This window comes from Flavobacterium daejeonense DSM 17708, assembly GCF_000425425.1.
Taxonomy (GTDB): Bacteria; Bacteroidota; Bacteroidia; order Flavobacteriales; family Flavobacteriaceae; genus Flavobacterium; species Flavobacterium daejeonense.
The window spans coordinates 57,447-82,252 of sequence record NZ_AUDK01000016.1; the positions used below are offsets into that span (position 1 = coordinate 57,447).

Genomic DNA, 24,806 nt, shown 5'->3' on the forward strand with positions numbered 1-24,806 from the left:
CCCCCAAAAAGTCACACCCAACCGGATATAAGGTATCCGGCGGTTTGTCTATTTTTTTTATTGAAGGGGTATGCGTCCAAATTTTTTTACTTTTCAATCCTTGCTACAAAAGCCGGTATATACTGGTTTGTTATTGTTGCTTTGTCTTTTTCAATCCTTTTTTTTATTTAGTCAAACGACTAAAACGTTGACTTCTTCAGGTACATTAGAAGTGCCGGCTGGTGTTACTAGTTTGTCTGTTCAATGTTGGGGAGCCGGTGGCGGTGGCGGTGGGTCTAATAATACATTATCGGCTGCAGGTGGTGGTGGTGGTGGTGCTTTTAAACAAGGAACGGTAATAGTAGGTGTTGATAAGGATAATGTAAAAGTTTTTTATACTGTTGGATCCGGAGGATCTGGAGGTTCTACAGCAAGTATTAATGGTTCGACTGGAGGTGCTACTATTTTTTCTACTATTTCTGCTAATGGTGGAGCAGGAGGGCAAGGGGGAACTTCATTAATTCAATATGGCACTGGTGGTATCGGAGGAGCGGCAGGTGATTATAAAGGAGGAAATGGTGCGACTGCATATTTACTAGGAGCTTCGCTTATTCCTTTGGTTATTGAAGCGAATATTAGTGGTGGCGGTGGAAGTAGTGCAGGAACTGCTACAAATGGGAATAATACTGCTGGGAAAAATGGAGGAGTAGCTGTAACTAATGGGGGAGCAGGGGGAGCTGGAAATTCACAAAATATTATTGATTTATTATTGTCTCCTGATAATCCGGGTTTTCCGGGTAGTGTGCCTGGAGGTGGAGGTGGTGGAGCTGTAGGAGTAGGTGTTGTTAATGGTGTTTTAGGGGGGCTTATAAATGGTAATATTGCAGCGAGTACAGGAGGAAAAGGCGGGGACGGTCAAATAAAAGTAACGTATACCTGTCCAACGTACAGTGTTTCCGGTGTTTCTGCTGCAAGTACCTGTACTACTTTTGGAACTGCTGTAATTACATTGAATGCAACTGCGGAAGGATTGCCGGTTGGGACTTATACGGTAACTTATGACAGAAGTGTTCCAGAGGCTACAGGACTTACCGCTACTATGGTAGTCGAAACAGCCGGAACAGGGGCTTTTACCGCTACCGGATTAACAGCGGCAGGTGTAAGCAGAATAACTGTCAAAAGATTAACTTCTGTTGATTGTTTTACGGATATTAGTAATCAATATGTTAATTTGACTGTGAATACTGTGCCTGCTCAACCGGGAACGATAAGTGGTTATAATAGTCAATGTGCTGGAAATACTTCACAAACTTATAGCATAGCAACTGTTGCTAATGCTTTATCTTATACTTGGACTGTCGATACGGCTTCAGGATGGGCTATTACTTCGGGACAAAATTCGAATTCGATAACGCTTACTGTTGGTACTGCTGCTGCCAATATAAGTGTGGTAGCGGTTAATGAATGTGGTAATTCGACTGCGAGTACATTGGCAGTCAGTTTAAATATTCCGGCTCCAACGACATCTGTTACCTTGCAGCCTACTTGTTTGGTAAATACAGGAACAATTACGGTAACGAGTCCCGCTCCGGCTGCCGGTATTAGTTATAGCCGGGACGGAATTGATTATTCAAATACCAGTGGGGTTTTTACTTTGGTGCCTATTGGTGATTATAGTATAACTGCAAAATATCCTTCCGGCTGCATCTCGGAAATAGCTACTATTGCGATGGAATCTTCGGTTGTTGTAAGAACATGGAATGGTTCCTGGGATTCTGGAGTGCCTACCATTGAAGAGAAAGTGATTTTTGAATCGGATTATGATGAAGATGAAAGTATTGAAGCCTGTTCCTGTCAGGTGAACTCAGGAGCTGATGTGGAAATAAAATCAGGACGGTATATGAAACTTCGCAATGAATTAGTGGTGGAGGATGGAGGTTCTTTAACTTTTGAAAACAATGCCAGTTTGGTTCAGATAAATGATGATAGTGAGAATTCTGGTGAAATAATTTACAAAAGATATACGAAACCTGTAAAGCGTTATGATTTTACCTATTGGTCTTCTCCAGTTGAAAGGCAGACATTAAAAAAGCTTTCGCCAACTACTTTAGCGGATAAATATTATAGTTACAATCCTAATACAGGTTGGGTGATTCATTATAATGGAAATAAGATTATGGAGCCGGGAGAAGGTTATATTATCCGCGCACCGCAAACTTTTAGTATCACCGCTGCGACCATTGATTATAATCCTAAGTTTGAAGGACCACCAAATAATGGAGAAATTACTAAAACTTTAGAAGGTAATAAAGTGTATCTTCTCGGAAATCCTTATCCGTCTGCCATTGATGCCGATGCGTTTTTGAATATAAATTCGGATTTAGAGCTCGATCCAGAGGACAGAGTTTTAGAAGGAACACTTTATTTTTGGACACATAATTCACCACCAAGTGACAATGTTGGTACTTTTCCGGGGAATGACCCTGCAATTTACAATTATACAAGCAGTGATTATGCTGCCTATAATCGTACCGGAGGTGTAGCAACCCATGCGGCTGTTGTGGATGATGATGAAAATGATCCAAATGATAATAATAATTTAAGTGAACCAACAGGGAAAATAGCCGCAGGACAGGGCTTTTTTGCGCCCACAACTAAGGGCGGAGCAATTATTTTTAATAATAGTATGCGTCTTGTTGGTGATGTAGTAATTGATAATTCGCAGTTTTTTAAAATGACAACTGCTGCAAAATCTGCTAAAGCATTAGAGAAAAACCGACTTTGGCTGAATTTATCCAATGCTCAGGGCGCTTTTAAGCAAACTTTAATCGGGTATATAACTGGAGCGACCAACGGATATGAAGGGAGTTTTGATGGTGTAAGTTATGACGGAAACCAGTATGTTGATTTTTATAGTGTTAACCAAGGGGCAAATTTTTCTATTCAGGGAAGAGCTTTGCCTTTTCAGAAAAAAGATAGCATTGTTTTAGGCTATAAAACGGCTATTGTGGGTGAATTTCAAATTAGTATTGACCATGCTGATGGGAAGTTGGCTTCGCAAAAAGTATTTTTAGAAGATAAAATGCTGAATGTATGGCACGATTTGAAGGAGCCTTACGTTTTTACCACTGAAAAAGGAATTTTTAACGACCGTTTTCTATTGTTTTATCAGGATAAGAATGCGGTGGAGGAAGACACAGTTGATACTGAAGTTGCGGGAGTAGTGATTGCTGTAAAAGACAAAACGATTACCATTAATAGTGCAGATTCATTAATAAATACCGTTGCTGTTTATGATTTTTCAGGACGCTTAGTTTATTCTAATTCTGTTATTAATGCTAATAGTACAGTTGTTCGGAATTTGTTTGTCAATCATGCGGCTTTAATTGTGCAGCTTGAATTAGAAAATGGTAAAAAAGTAAACCGGAAAATAATTTATTAAAGCAAAAAAAATCCATTAGGTATTTCTAATGGATTTTTTTCGTTGTTATTATTTTTCTTTGACAGAAGCTTCAACATTTCGTTCAATTACGTGTCCCGGGCGTGACCATTTTGGTTTTTCGCCTAAGGAAGCAAATTGAGAATCTTCTGCTTCAACCGTTTTTGGCTGAGAGATTTTTGTAAATGGTTTTTGTGGGTTTAAACCAAGCATTTCAAACATTTTCATGTCTTCATTAACATCCGGATTTGGCGTAGTTAAAAGTTTATCTCCGGCAAAAATGGAGTTTGCACCGGCAAAGAAGCACATTGCCTGTCCTTCACGACTCATATTCATTCTTCCTGCTGAAAGACGCACCTGAGTTTCCGGCATCACGATACGGGTAGTAGCCACCATGCGAATCATTTCCCAAATTTCTACTGGTTTTTCTTCTTCTAACGGTGTCCCTTCCACGGCAACTAAGGCATTGATTGGCACAGATTCCGGTTGCGGATTTAAGGTAGAAAGAGCCACTAACATTCCGGCGCGGTCTTCAATACTTTCTCCCATTCCGATGATTCCTCCGCTACAAACCGTAACATTGGTTTTACGAACGTTTTCAATAGTTTCTAATCGGTCTTCAAATCCTCTCGTTGAAATCACTTCTTTATAATATTCTTCAGAAGTATCTAGGTTGTGGTTATAGGCGTATAATCCGGCTTCGGCTAAACGTTGTGCCTGATTTTCAGTAAGCATACCAAGCGTACAGCATACTTCCATGTCCAGTTTATTAATGGTACGCACCATTTCTAAAACCTGATCAAATTCAGGTCCGTCTTTAACGTTTCTCCAGGCTGCTCCCATACATACACGGGAAGAACCACTTTCTTTAGCACGCAAAGCCTGAGCTTTTACCTGACTTACCGACATTAAATCATTTCCTTCAACCTTAGTGTGGTAACGTGCTGCCTGAGGGCAATACCCACAATCTTCCGGACATCCTCCTGTTTTGATAGATAATAAAGTAGACACCTGAACCACATTTGGATCGTGATATTCTCTATGAATTGAAGCTGCTTCAAAAAGCAAATCCATCATAGGTTTATTATATATAGCGATAATTTCTTCTTTTGTCCAATTGTGTTTTGTAATACTCATTGTACTGTTTTTTTTGATGGCTCAAAAGTAGTCAAATTGTTCAAAATGACAATGCAATCGCTTTAAAAAGGATGGATTAGAAAGAAGTTGAATTTTTAATCAGTTGAAAATCGATTATTCCAATACAGCATTAGCATTAAGGTTACAATTACCGATGAGGCAAGTCCTTCAAACAATAATGAAATGGAGTACATATCAATTGATGGATTTCCGCCAAAAAGGAAAGTTTCGGATAATGACCGTACAAAGGCATCGCCGCCCTGTAAATAGCTGTAAATGACCAGTGCGATGATGCTCAAAAAAACACTAACTACGGAGGTGTATAGTGCTGATACGGCATTTGAAACAAATTTTTTCTTTCCTTCGATGAGGTTCATCTGAATGGTTCGGTTAACTCCGTAAAAAACAAAAAGAATGTTTAAAAATCGTAAATAAAATAAATGTGCTAAGCCTAATGCTTCCATGAGTAAAAAGTAAATAGCAATGGCAATGAAGATGATAAATCCGTTAGTGATTTCTTTAGGTGGTTTCATTTTGGCAGGATTAAAATTAATGGTTTAATTTTAAAAAATGGTTGGTTTTAGATATTCTGTACTTTGTTTTCTAGTCTGAAGGATATTTCTTTTTCCAAAATAACATCAGTGAGAAAGTAACAATTACCGCCGATACAATTCCTTCAAAAAGTAAAGAAATGTTATAGGTCATTACGGAAGGGCTTCCTACGAATAATAATGTATCCGATAAGGTTTTAATGTAGTCGTCTCCTCCTTTGGCGTAGATATAGGCAACTAAGCCTGAAATACTTAAAAATACACCAAATAATGCAGTTAATAATGCCGAGATGGCGTTGTCGGCAAAATTAGTTTTGCCTGCTGCAAAATTAGATTTCAGGGTTCTGTTTACACCATAATAAACAAAAACAATGTTAAATAATCGCAAGAAGTAAACATTAGAAAGGTGAAGCGCTTCCATCAACAAAAAGTAAAGAGCAATACCTATAAAAATAATAACTCCATTGTAAAATTCTTTTGAGAGTTTCATACGCTTAATTTTTTAGGGTTAAAAAATAATAGTTTGATAAACAGGGTATTGTCTATCAAATTTACGGAAAATACAGGAGTTATTGTAAAAAAAGTAGCTGTTTTTTATTAATTCTAAAGATTTTCCAGGTAAGAAAGGGTTTGAATTTTGTCTTTCTCAATTTGTACTTTTAATAAATCTACAGAATCAAATTTTTCTTCGCCACGAATGCGTTTCAGGATAGAAACACTGATTTGTTGGTCGTATAAATCAGCGTTGAAATTTAAATAATGAATTTCTACCGACAGTTTTTCGCCACCAACGGTAGGATTGAGTCCGATATTCATCATTCCAAAAACTTTTTCACCGTTGAGTTGGCTACTCACAATATAAACACCTTTTTGAGGAATTAGCTTGTAATCTTCTTCAATGTTGAGGTTGGCTGTGGGAAAACCGATCGTTCGTCCCAGTTGTTTGCCTTTGATAACCGTTCCGGTCAGGAAATATTCATAGCCCAGATACTTGTTCGCCAGATACATATTGCCTTCCTGAATAGCATTTCTGATTTTGGTCGAACTTACCGAAATATCGTTGATTTCCTGTGCAGAAATTTGTTCGACTTCAAAGCCGTATTTTTCGCCAAATTCAATCAGATTGTGAATATCGGCGGTGCGGTTTCTTCCAAAACGATGGTCGTAACCAATAATAATTTTGTGAATTTTAAATTGATCAACCAATACTTTTTTTACAAAATCTTCGGCTGTCAGTCTGGAAAAACTTTCGTCAAAAGGATGGATTACCAGATTTTGAATTCCTAATTGTTCCAGAAGATTAATTTTTTCAGTAATTGTATTGAGTAATTTGATTTCTGAACGTTCCTGTAAAATCATTCTTGGATGCGGAAAAAAAGTCAACACCAGACTTTCATACCTTTCGTCAAGGGTGTTTTGAATTACTTTTTCAAGTATTTTTTTATGTCCAATATGAACTCCGTCAAAAGTGCCTAAGGTAAGGATGGTTTTTTTAGGAGAACTGAAATATTTTATAGAATGAAAAATCTTCAAAACAATTATTTTATAGTAGTGCAAATTTAGACTATCTGAATTAAATTTAAGCGCAAGCCGATTCTATTTTTTTGTTGGTTTTTAGATGATTCATACAAATAGTTTGTGTGTGTTGTATTAATGAATTGATTTTCTAGGGTTAATTCCTAATTTGTTGAATATATTTTGGTGGAAATGCTTTATTTTTGAAATGTAAAAAATAAACTGGTCATGAGGATAAATAGTCTGTTTGTAATTCTTTTGTTGTGTTTTTCAGTGGTTCGTGCTCAGGATAAAGGACCGTGGAAACGAATGGATTCTTCGACGGCTCAGGTTTCGGAAAAATTGCTAAGCGGAAAGGGAATTTCAAAGGCAGTTTTGTTTCAATTGGATGAGGAAGTTTTGCAAACCAGGCTGAAAACAATTCAGGATAAAAAGCAATCAGTCGCTCGTTTGGAGATTGCCATTCCTAATGCGAATGGTGTTTTAGAGCGGTTTTCAGTACATGAAGATTCTAATTTTGATCCCGAATTGCAGGCTAAATATCCGGAGATTCGCTCTTATTCCGGTGTCGGACTTACCGATGCTACTGCGGTGGTCAATTTCAGTATGTCTCCGTTGGGAGTTCAAACGATGATTACCCGAAAAAACAGTCAGGTAGAATTTATTGAAAAAGATGCTGAATCGGCCAATTTATATGTAGTTTATAATTCTAAAAGTAAGTTAAAAGAGCGTTTTCCTTTTAGTTGTACTACGGCTGATGCGGTTAATTTGGGTCAAAAAATTAGTAGTCAGAATGCTAAAATAGTTTCCAGTGATAAAAAGTTCCGAACCCTGCGTTTGGCTTTGTCTTGTACGGGAGAATATGCGGAATATTTTGGAGGAACTGTAGACGGAGCTTTGGCGGGAATGAATGCTACGATGACCAGAGTAAATGGAATTTATAATCGGGATTTGGCGGTAAAATTAATTTTGATTGCCACTAATAGTCAGATTGTTTATACCAATGCTGTTACTGATCCTTATGATGATGCTGAAGCTGGTGTGGGGACTTCTACAGTTGAAGGAACTTGGGGAATGCAGTTGCAGAATAATTTGACTTCTGTAATTGGAAATGCTAATTATGATATTGGGCATTTGTTTGGTGCTTCCGGAGGTGGTGGAAATGCGGGTTGCATAGGTTGTGTGTGTGATGCGGGAAAAGGAAGTGGTTATACATCACCATCTAGTGATAAGCCGGAAGGAGATACTTTTGATATTGATTTTGTAGCTCACGAAATGGGGCATCAGTTAGGAGCTAATCATACGTTTTCTTATGATCTAGAAGGGACGGTGGCGAGTGTTGAGCCGGGAAGTGGTTCTACGATTATGGGATATGCCGGAATTACAACCGATTATGATGTAGAGCAGCATTCGGATGATTATTTTTCTTTTATCAGTATTGCTCAAATTCAAAATAAGCTGGCAACCAAAAGTTGTCCTGTGGTAACTACAATTAGTACGGCCGGACCTACAGTGAATGCCGGAGCAGATTATACGATTCCTAAAGGAACTGCCTTTGTGTTGAAAGGAACAGGAGGTGCTTCGGAAGCAGTAACTTATACCTGGGAAGAAAATGATCCGGCTACTTCGGCCAGTGGTGATTTAAGTTTGGCTGTAAGTACTAAAACTAACGGGCCGCTTTTTCGATCGCTTCCTCCAGAGAGTAGTGCTGTTCGATATATGCCAGGCTTTGATAATGTTTTGGCGGGAAGATTGAGAGGGAAATGGGAATCGGTCTCGGATGTAGGCAGAACTTTGCATTTTGTTTTAACGGCAAGAGATAATGGTATGGAAGGTTCAGCTCAAACATTATCAGACGAAATGGTGGTAACAGTAAATGCTAATGCAGGGCCTTTTGAAATTAGTTCCCAAAATATTGATAATTTAAGTTGGTTTCAGGAAACGGAGCAAACAATTAGCTGGAATGTAAATGGGACAAATGTTTTGCCGGGAGCAGCGAAGGTAAATATTAAACTTTCGACTGATAATGGTGTGACGTTCCCAATTATTTTGGCTGCTGCGGTGGATAATGATGGTTCGGAGGAAGTAACTGTTCCAAATGTCTCTTCGCAGCTTTGCAGAATATTGATAGAGCCTGTTGATAATATTTTTTATGCAGTTAATAGCAAAACTTTTGCAATAGGTTATACAGTGACATCTGATTGTCAAACGTATGCTTTGCCGGGAACGCCTTTGTCTATCCCGGAACAGGGAAATTTTGCGACTAAAACGATAACGGTTCCGGCTACTACGGCATTGATTTCGGATGTTAATTTCAATATTGATTTTTCGCATGATTATTTTTCGGATGTACAAATGGAATTGGTAAGTCCTCAGGGAACTGTTGTTAAGTTGTTTTATAACAGTTGCGGGACTAGTAGTGGAAGTTTGCTGTTAAATTATGATGATGCCGGAGCTGATTTGTTCTGTGGGAATACTGCTTTGCAAATGGTTAAACCTTTAGGGGTTTTGAGTGATTTTAATGGAGAGAATCCTCAGGGGAACTGGACTTTGCGTTACAGAGATATTTATTTGACGGATACCGGAACTATTAATTCGGCTTCAGTTGAAATATGTACACAGAGCTTTACTTTAGTTCCTTATGAAGATATAAGTAAGGATATAATAGTGAGTTCGAAAACGCATGATGAAAATTTTAATGTAAAGTATATCAGTACTTCTGTTAATGATATTGAAATTTTGGTTTATGATGTTTCGGGGACAAAGATTTTTGGTGAAAAATATCCGAATAACGGAGGTTTTAATCAGGATATTCGATTGCAGAATAAACCACAGGCAGGAGTTTATTTTGTATGCTTAATTGATGGTGGAATAAAAAAAACGGCTAAAATTATAATTAAATAGAATTTTAGAGAGATAAAAAAAGCTGGAAAATAAATATTCTCCAGCTTTTTTTATTTTCCGTTAAAGGAAGTCATCGTGTTTTCTAATCCTGCTGTTCCAAAAGATTTAATGGCTTCAGAAGCAATTTCTAAACGTTCCGGAAGTGCGTTGATTTCAGTATCGTTCCACTCGCCAAGGACATAATCTACTTGCTTTCCTCTTTTGAATTCGTCGCTGATTCCAAAACGGAAACGCGTATATTGATTGGTGTTTAATACCAGATTGATGTTTTTTAATCCGTTGTGGCCGCCATCGCTGCCTTTGGGTTTGATGCGAATGGTTCCAAAAGATAAATTCAAATCGTCAGTTATTACAAATAGATTTTCTAAAGGAATTTTCTCTTTTTCCATCCAATATTGAACAGCTTTTCCACTAAGATTCATGTAGGTGTTAGGTTTTAATAGAAAAAAGCTTCTTCCTTTGAATTTGTATTCTGCTAATGAACCTAATTTTACGGTTTGGAAATCGAGGTTTTCTTTTTTGGCTAAATAATCCAATACTTTAAATCCGATATTGTGACGGGTATTTACATATTCGGCTCCAATGTTACCAAGTCCTACAATTAGAAATTTCTTCATATAATCTGTGTTCTCCTCTGTTTTTGATTTTGTAAAGAGGTTATTCAACCAATTTTTCATGTTGCAAAAATAAGTTAATTTGGTTATTTGTTGATTTGATCAGTGGATTTTGTTTCAGAATAGGCAATCTTCTTAATTATTGTAGCACCGATAGAGCCGGTATCCTCGAAGTCCTTTTGGGACGGAGAGATAAAGGCGATAGCCGGAACATTTGCCGGCTGGAATGCCTTTTTTTTTGATTCAAATCAAAAAAAAAGCACCAATCTTTCGATTGATGCTTTTGAGTATGATTGAAAAAAATTATTTTTTCTTTCCTTTTGCTGGTGCTTTTGCTGCTTTTGCTGCTTCCTGAGCTGCTTTCATAGCCGCACGAGACATCTTCACCTGACAGATAACAGTGTTGTCCGGGTGCATGATTTTGAAGTTTTCAGAAGGAACTTTAGTGATGTAAAGTTTGTTCCCCATTTCAAGCGGAGTAATATCAGCTACCACATAATCAGGAAGATTTGCTGGTAAAGCTTTTACTTTTAATTTACGGTTTGTAATACGTAAATCTCCACCTGCCATAACTCCTTTAGAGTTACCAGTGATTTTTACAGGAACTTCTACAGTTACTTCTTTGTTGTCGAATAATTGGAAGAAGTCAATGTGTAAAATTTTGTCAGATACCGGGTGAACCTGGATATCTTGTAAAATAGCATTGAAAGACTTACCGTTTCCAAGGTCAATCACAACTGTGTGAGCGTTTGGAGTGTAAACCAAGTTTTTGAATGCTTTTTCTTCTGCTGAAAAATGAACTGGTTGATCTCCTCCGTATAACACGCAAGGAACCGCTCCAGCATTACGTAAGGCTTTAGTAGCTACTTTGCCCACGCTTTCTCTTTCTGATCCTTTAATTGTAATCGATTTCATTTTAAATATTTATATAGTTATTAATTAAACTCTTTTTTGATTCCCCTTTAGGGGTTAGGGGTAATTACATGATAAACTTTCCGCTAATGGAATTGTTGTTTTGTACCATGTGCATTACTTCTGCAAAAAGTGGAGCGCAACTTACCACTCTGATTTTCTTAGATTCTCTCTTTAATGGGATGGAATCGGTAACGATTAATTCGCTTAATTTTGACTCCTCAATCCTTTCGTAAGCTTTTCCTGATAGAATAGCATGAGTACAAATAGCTCTTACGCTAAGTGCTCCTCTCTCAATCATTAAATCGGCAGCTTTAGCTAAAGTTCCTCCGGTATCAATCATGTCGTCCACTAGGATTACATTGCGTCCTTTAACTTCACCAATCAATTCCATGGTGTCGATAACGTTAGCCTGTTTTCTTTGTTTGTAACAAATAACTACGTCAGATTCTAAGAATTTAGAATAGGCGTAAGCTCTTTTAGAGCCACCCATGTCTGGAGAAGCGATAGTTAGGTTGTCTAATTTAAGGCTTTCTACATATGGTAAAAATATAGTAGAAGCGAATAAGTGATCTACTGGTTTTTCAAAGAATCCCTGGATTTGATCAGCATGTAAATCCATAGTCATGATTCTTGTTGCTCCGGCAGCTTCCAGCATTTTAGCAATTAATTTTGCTCCAATTGGAACTCTTGGTTTGTCCTTTCTGTCTTGTCTGGCCCAACCAAAGTAAGGCATAACAGCAGTTATGTGTCTTGCTGAAGCGCGTTTTGCAGCGTCAATCATCAATAACAACTCCATTAAATTCTCTGAATCAGGGAATGTAGAGCAAATTAGAAAAACACGTAAACCTCTGATAGATTCTTCAAATGATGGTTGAAACTCACCATCACTATAATGGGATAAAGAAACTTTTCCTAGCGGAATTCCATATGCTTCGGAAATTTTTTCAGCTAGATAGACACTTTTTGAACAAGCAAAAATTTTAGCTTCTGGTTCTCTTTGTGACATTTAATTTGTTGTTTTTATTCCGTAGTACTAGTTACATTTCGGTTTTTACTTTGTTTTAAAGTTTGGAATGTGTGTAAGTGCTTCGGATGGAGTGTGTTAGTATATGTTGTTTTATCGAGCTGCAAAATTAGAAAATTAATTTGACTGTGAAAGTAAAATTTTCAGAAAATTTATTAGAAACTTTAATAATATTTTTTACATTTGCACCGTCTTAAGGAAACGAAATCTTTAAAGAATGTAATTTTCTTAATTACCAAGAATAATTTATTATTCACGCCTTTTAAGCCCAGGTGGCGGAATTGGTAGACGCGCTGGTCTCAAACACCAGTTCTTAGGAGTACCGGTTCGATCCCGGTCCTGGGTACAAAAGCCTCTTCGAAAGAAGAGGCTTTTTTTGTTTTTAGACTTTTCTTCTTTTTTGGTTAAAACAATAAAAAGGCTGTTGTAAACCTGAAATAATTATGGTTTTTTGACAGTTTTTATCAAATTACCCCTTTTATTGTGCGGTTATACCCCTCTTGTCTTTTGTGGGCTTATCTAAATTTGTAATTCAGATTTTGTTGTTTCTTATAATCAGAGTTGTTAGTTCTGGTATCATAAATAAATTAGATGTACCGGGAGAATTAGATTTAAGTTTTGTGGAAAACATTTCTGAATTAATAATAAACTACAAAAGATTTATATGAAGAGTATTGTTGCTGCCTTTGCTTTATTTTTAAGTATACAGATTAATTTTGCCCAAATTAATGAATGGGAAAATCCTCAGATTTTAGACAGAGGAAAAGAATCCGGGAGAACTTCTTTTTTGTTGTTTGGGAATGAAGCAGAGCTGAAAACAGGAAATCCAAAACAATCTTCTTTGTATCAAAGCCTGAATGGTACTTGGAAATTTCATATTGTTAAGAATCCGTCGCAACGCCTTATGGATTTCTATGCTGAAGATTTGAAGGAAACTCATTGGGAAAATATTAAAGTGCCTTCAAACTGGGAAATTCAGGGTTTTGATATTCCTATTTATACCAATATTACTTATCCGTTTCCTAAAAATCCACCTTTTATAGGTGGCGATTATAATCCGGTGGCAACATACAGACGCACTTTTACTGTTGCAGATTCCTGGAATGACAAAGAAATTATACTTCATTTTGCTTCGGTTTCCGGTTATGCAAGAGTTTATTTGAACGGAAAAGAAGTGGGTATGACCAAGGCTTCTAAAACTCCGGCAGAATTTAATGTTACTTCTTTTTTAAAGAAAGGAGAAAATTTAATTGCTGTACAGGTTTTTCGCTGGCATGACGGAAGTTATTTAGAAGATCAGGATTTTTGGCGATTAAGCGGAATCGAGCGAGATGTGTATTTACAGGCGATGCCTAAGACTACTATTTGGGATTATACGGTGCAAAGTGAATTGGATTCTCAATATCAAAATGGAATTTTTAATTTGGATGTGGTATTAAAGTCATTTGCGAATACTAAAATTAAAAATCCGATTGTCAAAGTTGATTTGTTTGATAATGAAGGTAAGCTTGTTTTTTCAGAAAGTAAAAAAGCAACGGTAAAAGACACGAAAATCAGTTTTGCAAAAACCATTGAAAAGGTAAAACAATGGAATGCCGAAACGCCAATTTTATACCGTTATACGATTTCGTTATTAGATAATAAAGGCAAAATGCTAGAGGCTCTTTCTCAAAAAACGGGTTTTAGAAAGGTTGAAATTAAAGATGCGCAGTTATTAGTAAATGGTAAAGCGGTTTTGGTAAAAGGAGTGAATATCCATGAGCATGATGATGTAAACGGACATGTACCTAACAAAGAATTGATGTTAAAAGATCTTCAACTTATGAAAGAACATAATATCAATGCCATCAGAATGTGTCATTATCCACATGATACGCAGTTTTATGATTTATGTGATGAATATGGTTTTTATGTAGTAGATGAAGCAAATATTGAAACACATGGGATGGGAGCCGAATGGCAAGGTTCATTTGATAAATTAAAACATCCTGCTTATTTGCCGGAATGGGCTCCGGCACATTTGGATCGTATCAAAAGAATGTTTGCAGTCGATAAAAATCATCCGTCAATAATCATTTGGTCTTTAGGAAATGAATGTGGTAATGGCCCCGTTTTTTATGAAGCTTACGATTGGTTGAAAAAAAATGACACAACCCGTATGGTTCAGTTTGAGCAGGCGGGTGAGAATAAGAATACAGATATTGTTTGTCCGATGTATCCCGGAATTAAAAGTATGAAAGACTATGCTGCTGCGGAGAAAAGCCGTCCATACATCATGTGTGAATACTCGCATGCGATGGGGAATAGCAACGGAAATTTTCAGGAGTATTGGGATATTATTGGGAGTAGCAAACACATGCAGGGTGGTTTTATTTGGGATTGGGTTGATCAGGGATTGAAAACTCAAAATGAAAAAGGAACTACTTTTTGGGCTTACGGTGGTGATTTAGGCGGAGCAAAATTACAAAACGATGAAAATTTTTGTGCTAACGGCTTGGTTTCGGCTAACAGAATTCCGCATCCGGGATTGTCGGAGGTGAAAAAGGTGTATCAAAACATCCAATTTCAATTGGAAGACAAAAATCAATTAGTTGTAAGCAATCATTTTAATTTCACGAATCTTGCTGATTATAATTTCAGATGGGAATTGATTAAAAATGGATTAAAGATTCAGTCCGGAGAGTTTACGCTAGATGTTAATCCGGAAGAAAGCAAAAAAGTAAATCTTGATTTTAGTTTGCCAGATACCCATTCGGAGTATTATTTAAATGTATTTGCTTTTTCTAAAAATGATTCGCCTTTAGTAACTAAAGGACATGAGTTTGCCAGAGAACAATTTAAAATAGGAAATGGAAATTATTTTGAAAAAGAGACAACGGTAGCCGCAAAATCGAAATTAAAGTATGTAGTGAAAAATAATCTGCTGACATTTGAAACAGACAAAATTTCCGGAGCGTTTGATTTGAAAAAAGGAGCGTTTGTAAAATATGCCTTAAAGAATACTGACAATACTGTGATTTCCAGTTTTCCAAGTCCTTATTTCTGGCGAGCGCCAACCGATAATGATTTTGGGAATGGAATGCAAAATAAGTTGGAGATTTGGAAAAAGGCTTCTCAAGAACCAAAAGTTTTAAGCGTTGTTTTGGGTAAAAAATCAGCGGATGGATTGTCTATTAAGGTGGTTTCTCAATTAGTTGAAGCCGATGTTCCTTATACTGTAAATTATGTGATTCAAAATAACGGAGCTGTCAAAATAACGGCTTCTGTAGATATGGAAGGGAAAGAGCTTCCGGAACTGCCACGTTTTGGGATGCGTTTAAAATTAAATGGAGCATATGATAATTTGACTTATTATGGAAGAGGGCCATGGGAAAATTATTCCGACAGAAATTCGGCTTCATTTGTTGGAACTTATTCAGATAAAGTGATTAATCAATTTACCAGAACTTATATCCGTCCTCAGGAGTCAGGTTATAAGACGGATGTACGTTGGTTAACTTTAAAAAATGCTAACGGGCAAGGTCTGAAAATAGAAGGGGATCAGCCGCTTGGTTTTAGTGCTTTGAATGTTTCTACAGAAGATTTAGATCCGGGGAAACATAAAAATCAGCGTCATCCTTCGGATTTAGATTTAGATTCCAAAGAAGCAGTTTTCTTGCATTTGGATTATAAGCAAAGAGGAGTTGGAGGTGATGATAGTTGGGGAGCTTTGCCGCATGAACAGTATCGCTTACTGGATAAAAAATATAGTTTTTCTTATATTATTTCGTTGGAAGAATAAGTTAATTGTTTTTTGGTGTGTTTTTTAGGGAACCTATGATGTTTTTTCATAGGTTTTTCTAATTTTAGAAATTTAAGTTTGTTTTTTTGTGATGAAAAGAGATTAGTGAAAGAGTTGGATTAAAAAGAAATGTAATTAACCTTAATGCAATATTGTGTTTTGAGAAATATCCTGTTTGTTTTATTGCTTTTAGTAGTTTTTCCAGCCAAGGCACAAGTTGTTGGCGGAATAGCGGTTTCCGGATACCATCAGGAAAAATATGATATTGATTATATTGGGATTGAAAACGGATTGGCTAATAATGCGGTTACTTCTGTTTATAAAGACAAACGTGGTTTAATGTGGTTTGGTACTTATGATGGAATTAGTCGTTTTGATGGTTATGACTTTTTAAATTTCAGAAATGAGCCTAATGACTCCAATTCGCTTATAAATAATCGGGTTGTAAGTATTTGCGGAACCCAAAATGAGATTTGGATAGGAACTAAGCAGGGAATAAGTGTTTATAGTTATTTAACGAATAGTTTCAGTACCCGATATTGCGAAAATCCTAAAACGACTAAAAGAGAATTAATTGATGTTGCGATTAATCAGATAAAAGATTATAAATCCAGAATTTATATTGCGACAGCAGGTAAAGGCTTGATGCATTGTTTAGGAAAAGGTGGGAAAATTGACCGAATTCCCCTTTATACTGAAGGTAAATTAATATGGGAATACCATGTGCAAGGTATTGATTTTGATCGTTCGGGAAAAATGTGGTGTTTTGTTCAGGGTACGGGTTTGGTTATGATGGCTCCTGATGCTAATAAATTAACGCCTGTTTTTTCGGGAGTTTTGAGTGGAACTACAGTTTTTTATGATGGTTTTTCGAATATTTGGGTGGCTATTGATGGTGGTTTATTAAAGTATAATACAGTCGATAGAACGCATAAGTTTTATTATAATCAGGAAATTCAGTTTCCCGTTTCGGCTTTCATGTATAAACCGGATGCAAAGGAACTTTGGATAGCAACGAATGGGAATGGTGTGGTGAAATATAATTTTACTTCAGATACTTTTTCGTTGTTGAGTTCCGGTTTGAATGCCGAAAAATTAAACAGTAATGCGATTTCGTCATTGTGTCTGGATTCTGAAAACCGGGTTTGGATAGGAACTTTAAGGGGAGGTGTTAATAAAATAGAGAGTGCAAAAAGTCCTTTTCTTACAATTTCCAGAAATGACAAACTAAGCAATACCTTGCCGAGCGATTTTATTTTATCGTTATGTGAACAAGATAATGATCATATCTGGATTGGAACAGATGGAGGCGGAGCCAGTTTATGGGATAGGAAAAATAATGTGTTTACTAATTATTCCTATAACACTTCTAACCCTAATTCATTAGCGAATAATTTTGTAGCTTCAATTGTAAAAACAGATAAAGGAACCTGGTTTGGCTCGTATGGAGGAGGGGTTTGTCTTTTTAATTCGCAAAATCGTACTTTTAAAAGATATCAGCTTTTTAATCCTACTTATAATATTGTTCAAAAGAATATTTGGGTATTATTTCGTAGTCGGGGAGCTGTTTTGTGGGCTGCTTCACCAGATGAAGAAGGATTGTATCGGTATAATGAAGTGCTTGATCAGTTTGATTATGTCGATGCTAAAATTAGTGGGATTATTTCGATGACCGAAGATCAACAGGGGAATCTTTGGTTGGGAACTTTCACACAACTGATTCGGCTTAATCCCAAGACTTTGACTAAGAAGGTTGTTGATGTAAAATATCCGGTTCGTTCCATTGTTTCCGTTTCTGCGTCCCAAATGCTTGTAGGAACTGAAGGAGGAGGTTTGATGTTGTTTAATCCTAAAACTTTTCAATCTGATTTTTTGACCCAAAAGAATGGAGTTCCTAATAATTCGATTTTAAATATAGTTCCAGAAAATAAACAGGTTTATTGGTGTAGTACCTACAATGGTATTTTTGTTTACAATGCGACCAGCAAAAAAATTACGAGTTATCATGATGCCGATGGTTTGCAAAGCAATCAGTTTAATTACAATGCCGCTTTAAAATTATCTTCAGGAGAAATTGTTTTTGGCGGAATTAAAGGGTTTAATATTATTAATACAAAAACCAACAGCCAGATTCATGCTTTTCCAAAACTGATTGTTACCTCCATCAAAGTGAATAATAAGATATATCATCAATCCGGATTAAGCGTTTTTGGAATTAATCAGTTAAAATTGCCTTATGATGAGTCGATGTTGAATATTGATTACGCTGCTTTAGAATACAGTTTGCCTGAAAAAATTTCGTATGCCTATTTTTTGGAAGGTTGGGATTCACAATGGCATTATGTGGATAATATTCGAAGTGCTAATTATTCGAGATTAACCGAAGGAGAGTATGTTTTGAAAATTAAATCAACGAATGCCGAAGGAATTTGGAATCCAAAAACGATTTCTTTGCCTATTACAATATTGCCACCTTGGTATCGAAGTACTTGGGCTTATTTGTTTTATGTGTTAGTTATTGCGGGAGTCATTTATCTCATAGATAAATATCAAAGAAAACAGGCGCAGTTAAAGTATGAGGTACAGCTTTCGCAAAATTTAGCCAGACAGGAAAAGGAATTAAACGAAAAGAAACTTACTTTTTTTACAAATATTTCTCACGAGTTCCGTTCGCCATTGACAATGATTATCAATCCGTTGAAAGATATTATTTATGGCAATGAGCCAAAAATTGATCCGGGAGCAATTGAGATGGTTTATAGTAATTCCCGAAGATTACTGAGTTTAGTAGATCAATTATTGCTTTTTAGAAAAACCGAAACTGAAACAGGGAAACTTAAAATTGCTAAGGTTGATATTGTTGAATTAAGTAAAGAAGTGTTCAATTGTTTTGTGCATCATGCCAAGACTAAAAAGATAGCGTATAGTTTTAGTTTTTCTGAAGAAAAACTTTTTGTTTACATCGATAGAGAAAAAATAGAAATGGCATTGTTTAATTTAATTTCTAATGCCTTAAAGTTTACTGAGAAAGAAAATGGCGCTGTGACAGTAAATATTCGAACTGTTGAGAACAAAATTAGTATTAGTGTTGTTGATAATGGTGAAGGAGTTTCGAATGAAGATAAGGAGAAAATTTTCAATCTGTTTTATCAATCCAATAAGAATATTAAAAACAAGCGCAAAGGATTTGGAATTGGACTTTATTTAGTGAAACAATTTATCAATCAGCATCATGGTGATGTTCATTGTTATGATAATGCAGGAGGAGGAACTGTTTTTGAAATGCGGTTATTGTTAGGGAAAGAGCATTTTGGAGAAGTTGAAATAAGAGAAGATTTAAATGACAGAACATCGTTTTTAGAAGAAGCCTTAGAAGATAATGTAATTCGGGAGCAGTTTCCGGAAGTTATGGAAGAAGTTGAAATTGGCGGTGATTTGGTTAAAAATGTAAAAAGTATTTTGGTTGTTGATGATAATCCTGAGATACGAAATTACCTGAAACGTATTCTTGCTCCTAAATATAGGGTAACTGCTGCCGAAAGTGCGGAAATGGCATTAAGTATTATTAGAAAAGTGCAACCGGATTTAATTGTTTCAGATGTAGTAATGGCTGAAATGAGTGGGGTAGCTTTTTGTAAGCATATTAAGGAAGATGATGAGTTAAAACATATTCCGATAATATTGCTTACCGGAGGGACTTCGGAAGAGGTGAAGCTGAAGGGAGCCGAAGTAGGAGCAGATGATTATATAACGAAGCCATTTGATAATGAGTATTTGTTAGCCCGAATTAACGGAATTCTTACCCGTCGGGATAGTGAGCAAAATTATCTCTTGAATTCGGTGACAAAAAATGTTGCAAGTCCGAAGTTGTCGGATGAAGATAAAGTGCTGATAGATAGAATTGTGGAAGTTATTGATGCTAATTTGGATGTAGAAAATTTCAATGTTCAAGATTTGGCTGTTGAATTAGGAATGAGTCATTCTTTGGTGTATAAAAAAATTAAAAAAATTACCGGAAAATCTGTTTCAGAATTTACCCGAAATGTGCGATTGCGTAAAGTGGCTACGCTGTTAATTACAACCGATTTGCAGATTAATCAGGCGGCTTCGATGGCTGGTTTTGGAGATATAAAGTATTTTAGAAAACAATTTCAACAGTTTTATGATATGAATCCATCCGATTTTCGAAAAAAATACCAGAATGTGAAGGATCATAAATATCTATTGAATGAAAGTTTCTGGAAATCTACAACTTAAATAATTTATAAAATTTTAAAAATGAGAAAATATTTAATTAAAGTTCTTTTGGTAATTCTTGGTCTATCCGGACAATATTTGTTTTCGCAGTCTAAAAAGATAGAAAAAGATTCACCTGAAAAAGTTCGTGAATTTTTTGTGTCTTCATTGATAAAAATTGGAGATCCAGTTTTGGTGGCTTTGAGTAATAATCAGCTAAGACAGCAAATGCCGGTAGAAAGATCACCCGGGGCTTGGGATGACAGAAAACATGTGACTTATTTAGAAGCTTTTGGGCGCTTGTTGTCGGGAATGGCACCTTGGTTAGAGCTTGGTCCGGATGAAACTCCCGAAGGAAAATTAAGAGCAAAATACATTGCTTTGGCACAAAAATGTATTCATAATGCGACCAATCCTGCTTCTCCTGATTTTATGAATTTTGTTAAAGATAAGCAGCCTTTAGTAGATGCTGCTTTTTTTGCTCAGGCTTTACTTCGTGCACCCAAACAACTTTGGGAACCCTTAGATGTTACTACAAAGGAAAACGTAATTAAGGCATTAAAATCGTCCAGAGTAATAGAACCTTATTATTCTAATTGGTTGCTTTTTGCCAGTATGGTTGAAACAGCAATAGCAAAATTTGATAAAGAAGAAGATCAAAAGCGATTGAGTTACGGTTTAGAAGAGCATAAAAAATGGTATTTAGGTGATGGAACTTATGGTGATGGACCTGATTTTCACTGGGATTACTACAATAGTTTTGTGATTCATCCTATGCAGCTGGATATTTATAAAACATTAGTTGAAAAAGAGGCTGTTTATAAAGATGCCTATCAAAAAGAGCTAAATAGAGCAAAACGTTATGCCGCTATTCAGGAGCGATTGATTTCTCCGGATGGAACTTATCCGCCTATCGGAAGATCGCTAGCCTATCGTTTTGGAGCTTTTCAGTTGTTGTCTCAAATTGCACTTTGGAAGGAATTGCCTAAAGAAATTACACCTGCGCAGGTTCGTTCGGCTTTATATGCTATGATTCATCGTCAGATAAATGCTCCGGGAACTTTTGATAAAAAGGGTTGGCTTCAAATAGGCTTGTTTGGACATCAGCCTAATATTGGGGAAGGTTATATCTCAACCGGAAGTTTGTATCTGTGTTCGGAAGCTTTTTTGGTTTTGGGTTTGCCAACTACTGATACCTTTTGGACAGATGACTACCAACCCTGGACGCAAAAGAAAATTTGGTCAGGGATAAGTATTCCAATCGATCATGCCTCTAAATAAGTAACACTAAACTAAATAAATTATAATGATGAATTTAAAGAACTCATTTTTCATGACATTAATGGTGATGTTTTTGCTAACGGCTAGTTGCAAAAGTGGTGCTGTGCAGCAGAAAACTGTTATAAAAGAATCTAAAAAAGAAGTGATTGCGATTATTGATAAAGTCAACAATCATTGGCAAAATAATCATCCGGATTTAGGGAATGCTTTTTGGAATGTGGCGGCTTATCATACCGGGAATATGGAAGCTTATAAAGTAACCAAAAACAAAAAATATTTGGATTATTCTTTGGCTTGGGCTGAGAAGAATCAATGGACGGGGGCTAAATCAACTAATAAAGCAGAGTGGAAGTACAATTATGGAGAAAATGATAAACATGTGTTGTTTGGTGATTGGCAAATTTGTTTTCAAACTTATATTGATTTGTACAATTTCACCGGAAAAAAGGATGCTTCTAAAATTGCCCGCGCCCGCGAAGTAATGGAATACCAGATGAGTACTGCGGCCAATGATTATTGGTGGTGGGTTGATGGTTTGTATATGGTAATGCCGGTGATGACGAAGTTATATAAAGTAACCGGAAACGAATTGTATTTGGAGAAATTGCATGAGTATTTAACTTATGCTAATTCTATTATGTATGACGATGAGGCAAAGTTGTATTTCAGAGACGCAAAATATATTTATCCAAAACATAAAAGTGCTAATGGTAAAAAAGATTTTTGGGCCAGAGGAGACGGATGGATTTTTGCAGCTTATGCTAAAATCATTCAGGATTTGCCAAAAAAAGCAAAACATAGAGAGGAATATATCAACCGATTTAAAGCTATGGCTCAATCTTTAGCAGCTGCCCAACAAAAAGAAGGCTATTGGACCCGAAGTATTTTAGATCCGGAACATGCTCCGGGACCTGAAACCAGCGGAACAGCCTTTTTTACTTATGGTTATTTATGGGGAATCAACAATGGAATTTTAGATAAAGCAGCTTATTTGCCAGTAGTTGAAAAATCATGGAATTACTTGACTCATTTTGCACTTCAAGCTGATGGTACTGTAGGTTATGTTCAACCTATTGGCGAAAAAGCCATTCCAGGTCAGGTTGTAGATAAAAATTCTACGGCTGATTTTGGAGTAGGAGCTTTTTTATTAGCTGCTTCTGAGATAAGTCGTTTTGTGAAATAAAGTTTATGATTTGAAAATTGTCATTTTATCTACTGTTTTTTAATAATCAACTCTATTGAGTTTAGATTGTTTTAAATTTTTTTTTAAAATATTTTTATGAATAGAAAATTCATCTTAGTAATTATAATTTGTTTTTGTGGTATTCTTCAAATGAGATCTCAGGAGAAAACGGTGCTTAGTAACGTCGAAAAATACAAACAATTTGGTTTGGTATGGGGACTTCTAAAGTACCATCATTCTGAAGTAAGTAAAGGAAATTACAATTGGGACGACATTTTCGTTGAAAATATTGACAAGCTAGAAGGAGTACAAACACAAACAAATCTTGATTCTTTTTTATTAAATTTTGTTTTATCAGTCAAAGAAAGCAAAATAAAGACCGATACTAATATGGATAATGTATTCGCCAAAAATTTTGATTATAAGTGGATAGAACAGTATTCGGGCAATAAAGAACTTTATACCAAGTTGAAAAAATTAGAAAACAATACAAGTTTAGGTAGTTATTACACTTCAAAGAGTGAAATCCTGACTTTCGAAAATGAGAAAGGATTTAAAGCATTTGACTATAAAATAAAAAGCCATAGATTATTAGAGTTATTCAGTTTTTGGAACGTCATCCAATATTATTATGTAAATAAATATTTGATGGACAAAAACTGGTTTAGTCAGTTAGAATATTTTGTGGATGATTTTTCAAACGCCAAGACAAATCTTGAGTACGAGCTGGCAAAAACTAAATTAATTGTATCTCTAAATGATTCTCATTCCTATTATTTTGCCAAACCGGTTTCAGATTCTCTATTAAAATTTAAGCCGTCATTTGAAATCAAGATTGTCAATGACACTTTAGTAATTACTGGCATATTAAATAAATTAGGAAAAAAAGATGATTTGAAATTAGGGGATTTGATAGTGGAAGTTAATGATATGGACATTAAATCATTTCAGAAACAAAAGATAGGGGCAAAGTTTTCTTCATCAAATGATTCTTATTTAAAAAAGTGGGCCAACAGATGGCTAATGCGAAATACCAAAGATAGTATTAAGGTGAAAATAAAAAGAGAAAATTATATCACGACAAAATATATTCATCTTTATAAAACATTTACTGACAAGGACTATTCCTCTTTGCCATTTTTCCAAATTGAAAAGGAATGGCAACTTATTGATGATAATATTGGCTATATAAATTTAAAAACAGTTTCTAAAGAGGATATTAAAAAAGCTTTTGAAGCATTTTCTAACACAAATGGAATTATAATAGATTTAAGAAATTATCCTAAAAATATTTCAGGAGATGATATTACAAAATACACTTATCCAGATAGGGAAGAATTTATTAAGGTTCTATCGCCATTAGGAAATAGACCTTCATTGGCAAGCTTTGGTAAGCCTTCAATTAGTATTATCATAGATCCTTTTAAAAGTGGTGGTAAAAACTCAAAATACTATAATAAAAAGATTGTTTTATTAGTAGATCATACCACTCAAAGTAAGGCTGAGTATATTGGAATGGCTATTCAAGCATCTCCTACTTGTATAACTGTAGGTGAAAACACAGCTGGTTCTGTAATGAATATTGCCTCATTTAAAATGCCAGATAGCACTATAATTGATTTCACAAGTTTAGGAGCATTTTATCCTAACGGAATGGGAGTACAGAGAAAAGGATTGAAAATAGATCACTATGTTAAAGAAACCACTTCAAATTTTATGAAGGATCAATATGTAATTGAAGGAGTGAAATTGATAAAAAATTAAAATAGATTAAGTTAACTAACATCATTGATATGTAAAAACTTTGTTAGACTATGAGTTGTTGGTTTTTTTACTGAGAGCATCAGAGATGTATCGTTTTGTGAAATAATTGAATTAGCTTTTTAGAACCAAAAAAATCGGTCTCGCTTTATTTGAAGTGAGATCGATTTTTTTATTAGTTGGTTTTGGAGTTTTTTTTGTTTCTTGTTGAAGAAGCTTATTAATTATTTATAATGTTTTTTTTGTATTAATTTTTTGATGTTTGTTTAAAATATGTTGTTTTTATTTGTTTTTTACTGATTTATCCCCGTTTTAATGTTGAAATTCCCCCCTTTCGATTGTAGGTGTTCTGATAGATTTGTAATGTGAATTATTTGTTAATTCCAAACAAGATTTTCTTAAAGAATGTTTAAAAAAATTTAAGTTGATTTTTGTTCTCATAGGATGCTAAGATAATTTACAAACTAACAAATTATTAATTAACCA

14 protein-coding genes and 1 tRNA gene are annotated in these 24,806 nt (G+C 35.5%); 8 read left to right on the forward strand and 7 right to left on the reverse strand.

Annotated features, from left to right (window positions below; translation table 11 throughout):
* Positions 1 to 70: 70 nt before the first annotated feature.
* Entirely contained in the window at positions 71 to 3,421 is a 3,351-nt protein-coding gene (locus H599_RS20330; protein ID WP_155960778.1) for a glycine-rich domain-containing protein, read from the forward strand.
* A 48-nt stretch (positions 3,422 to 3,469) separates the two neighbouring features.
* Here H599_RS20330 and bioB read toward each other — a convergent pair whose 3' ends face one another.
* From bioB to H599_RS0111950, 4 genes are all read right to left on the reverse strand, one after another.
* Positions 3,470 to 4,555, reverse strand: a complete 1,086-nt coding sequence (gene bioB / locus H599_RS0111935) for a biotin synthase BioB (protein WP_026714352.1) — start codon at positions 4,553 to 4,555, stop codon at positions 3,470 to 3,472.
* A 95-nt stretch (positions 4,556 to 4,650) separates the two neighbouring features.
* Positions 4,651 to 5,088 carry a hypothetical protein gene (locus H599_RS0111940; RefSeq protein ID WP_026714353.1) on the reverse strand — a complete coding sequence of 146 codons (438 nt, stop codon included), beginning with the start codon at positions 5,086 to 5,088 and terminating at the stop codon, positions 4,651 to 4,653.
* A 70-nt stretch (positions 5,089 to 5,158) separates the two neighbouring features.
* A complete protein-coding gene (locus H599_RS0111945; RefSeq protein WP_026714354.1) occupies positions 5,159 to 5,596 on the reverse strand; it encodes a hypothetical protein in 438 nt (145 codons plus the stop codon).
* A 113-nt stretch (positions 5,597 to 5,709) separates the two neighbouring features.
* Positions 5,710 to 6,639 (reverse strand): bifunctional riboflavin kinase/FAD synthetase, encoded by a 930-nt coding sequence (locus H599_RS0111950; RefSeq protein ID WP_026714355.1) that lies wholly within the window; start codon positions 6,637 to 6,639, stop codon positions 5,710 to 5,712.
* A gap of 210 nt (positions 6,640 to 6,849) precedes the next feature.
* Between H599_RS0111950 and H599_RS0111955 the strand changes: the two genes are divergently transcribed.
* Positions 6,850 to 9,525 (forward strand): reprolysin-like metallopeptidase, encoded by a 2,676-nt coding sequence (locus H599_RS0111955; RefSeq protein ID WP_026714356.1) that lies wholly within the window; start codon positions 6,850 to 6,852, stop codon positions 9,523 to 9,525.
* Positions 9,526 to 9,575: 50 nt separating this feature from the next.
* Here H599_RS0111955 and pth read toward each other — a convergent pair whose 3' ends face one another.
* From pth to H599_RS0111970, 3 genes are all read right to left on the reverse strand, one after another.
* Positions 9,576 to 10,202, reverse strand: a complete 627-nt coding sequence (pth, locus tag H599_RS0111960; RefSeq protein WP_026714357.1) for an aminoacyl-tRNA hydrolase — start codon at positions 10,200 to 10,202, stop codon at positions 9,576 to 9,578.
* Positions 10,203 to 10,442: 240 nt separating this feature from the next.
* Positions 10,443 to 11,054 carry a 50S ribosomal protein L25/general stress protein Ctc gene (locus H599_RS0111965; protein ID WP_026714358.1) on the reverse strand — a complete coding sequence of 204 codons (612 nt, stop codon included), beginning with the start codon at positions 11,052 to 11,054 and terminating at the stop codon, positions 10,443 to 10,445.
* 64 nt (positions 11,055 to 11,118) lie between these two features.
* The gene (locus tag H599_RS0111970) at positions 11,119 to 12,060 is read right to left on the reverse strand and encodes a ribose-phosphate pyrophosphokinase (protein WP_026714359.1); all 942 of its coding nucleotides are present in this window, start codon (positions 12,058 to 12,060) and stop codon (positions 11,119 to 11,121) included.
* A gap of 284 nt (positions 12,061 to 12,344) precedes the next feature.
* Between H599_RS0111970 and H599_RS0111975 the strand changes: the two genes are divergently transcribed.
* From H599_RS0111975 to H599_RS0112005, 6 genes are all read left to right on the forward strand, one after another.
* Positions 12,345 to 12,424: transfer RNA gene (locus H599_RS0111975), tRNA-Leu, on the forward strand.
* A 318-nt stretch (positions 12,425 to 12,742) separates the two neighbouring features.
* Positions 12,743 to 15,859, forward strand: coding sequence for a glycoside hydrolase family 2 TIM barrel-domain containing protein (locus H599_RS0111985; RefSeq protein WP_026714360.1), 3,117 nt, complete (start codon positions 12,743 to 12,745; stop codon positions 15,857 to 15,859).
* A gap of 159 nt (positions 15,860 to 16,018) precedes the next feature.
* Positions 16,019 to 20,116 (forward strand): hybrid sensor histidine kinase/response regulator transcription factor, encoded by a 4,098-nt coding sequence (locus H599_RS0111990; protein ID WP_162174261.1) that lies wholly within the window; start codon positions 16,019 to 16,021, stop codon positions 20,114 to 20,116.
* 21 nt (positions 20,117 to 20,137) lie between these two features.
* Positions 20,138 to 21,376: a DUF2264 domain-containing protein gene (locus H599_RS0111995; protein ID WP_035141532.1), complete on the forward strand. Its 1,239-nt coding sequence runs from the start codon at positions 20,138 to 20,140 to the stop codon at positions 21,374 to 21,376.
* Between the two features lie 25 nt (positions 21,377 to 21,401).
* Positions 21,402 to 22,559 carry a glycoside hydrolase family 88/105 protein gene (locus H599_RS0112000; RefSeq protein ID WP_211253753.1) on the forward strand — a complete coding sequence of 386 codons (1,158 nt, stop codon included), beginning with the start codon at positions 21,402 to 21,404 and terminating at the stop codon, positions 22,557 to 22,559.
* A gap of 96 nt (positions 22,560 to 22,655) precedes the next feature.
* The gene (locus tag H599_RS0112005; protein WP_081810555.1) at positions 22,656 to 24,323 is read left to right on the forward strand and encodes a S41 family peptidase; all 1,668 of its coding nucleotides are present in this window, start codon (positions 22,656 to 22,658) and stop codon (positions 24,321 to 24,323) included.
* Positions 24,324 to 24,806: the final 483 nt, after the last annotated feature.

Coding starts and splice junctions, on each gene's coding strand:
- H599_RS0112005 (WP_081810555.1), top strand. CDS start 22,656: ATGAATAGAAAATTCATCTTAGTAATTATAATTTGTTTTTGTGGTATT.
- H599_RS0111985 (WP_026714360.1), top strand. CDS start 12,743: ATGAAGAGTATTGTTGCTGCCTTTGCTTTATTTTTAAGTATACAGATT.
- pth (WP_026714357.1), bottom strand. CDS start 10,202: ATGAAAAATTGGTTGAATAACCTCTTTACAAAATCAAAAACAGAGGAG.
- bioB (WP_026714352.1), bottom strand. CDS start 4,555: ATGAGTATTACAAAACACAATTGGACAAAAGAAGAAATTATCGCTATA.
- H599_RS0111995 (WP_035141532.1), top strand. CDS start 20,138: ATGAGAAAATATTTAATTAAAGTTCTTTTGGTAATTCTTGGTCTATCC.
- H599_RS0111970 (WP_026714359.1), bottom strand. CDS start 12,060: ATGTCACAAAGAGAACCAGAAGCTAAAATTTTTGCTTGTTCAAAAAGT.
- H599_RS0112000 (WP_211253753.1), top strand. CDS start 21,402: ATGATGAATTTAAAGAACTCATTTTTCATGACATTAATGGTGATGTTT.
- H599_RS20330 (WP_155960778.1), top strand. CDS start 71: ATGCGTCCAAATTTTTTTACTTTTCAATCCTTGCTACAAAAGCCGGTA.
- H599_RS0111945 (WP_026714354.1), bottom strand. CDS start 5,596: ATGAAACTCTCAAAAGAATTTTACAATGGAGTTATTATTTTTATAGGT.
- H599_RS0111965 (WP_026714358.1), bottom strand. CDS start 11,054: ATGAAATCGATTACAATTAAAGGATCAGAAAGAGAAAGCGTGGGCAAA.
- H599_RS0111955 (WP_026714356.1), top strand. CDS start 6,850: ATGAGGATAAATAGTCTGTTTGTAATTCTTTTGTTGTGTTTTTCAGTG.
- H599_RS0111940 (WP_026714353.1), bottom strand. CDS start 5,088: ATGAAACCACCTAAAGAAATCACTAACGGATTTATCATCTTCATTGCC.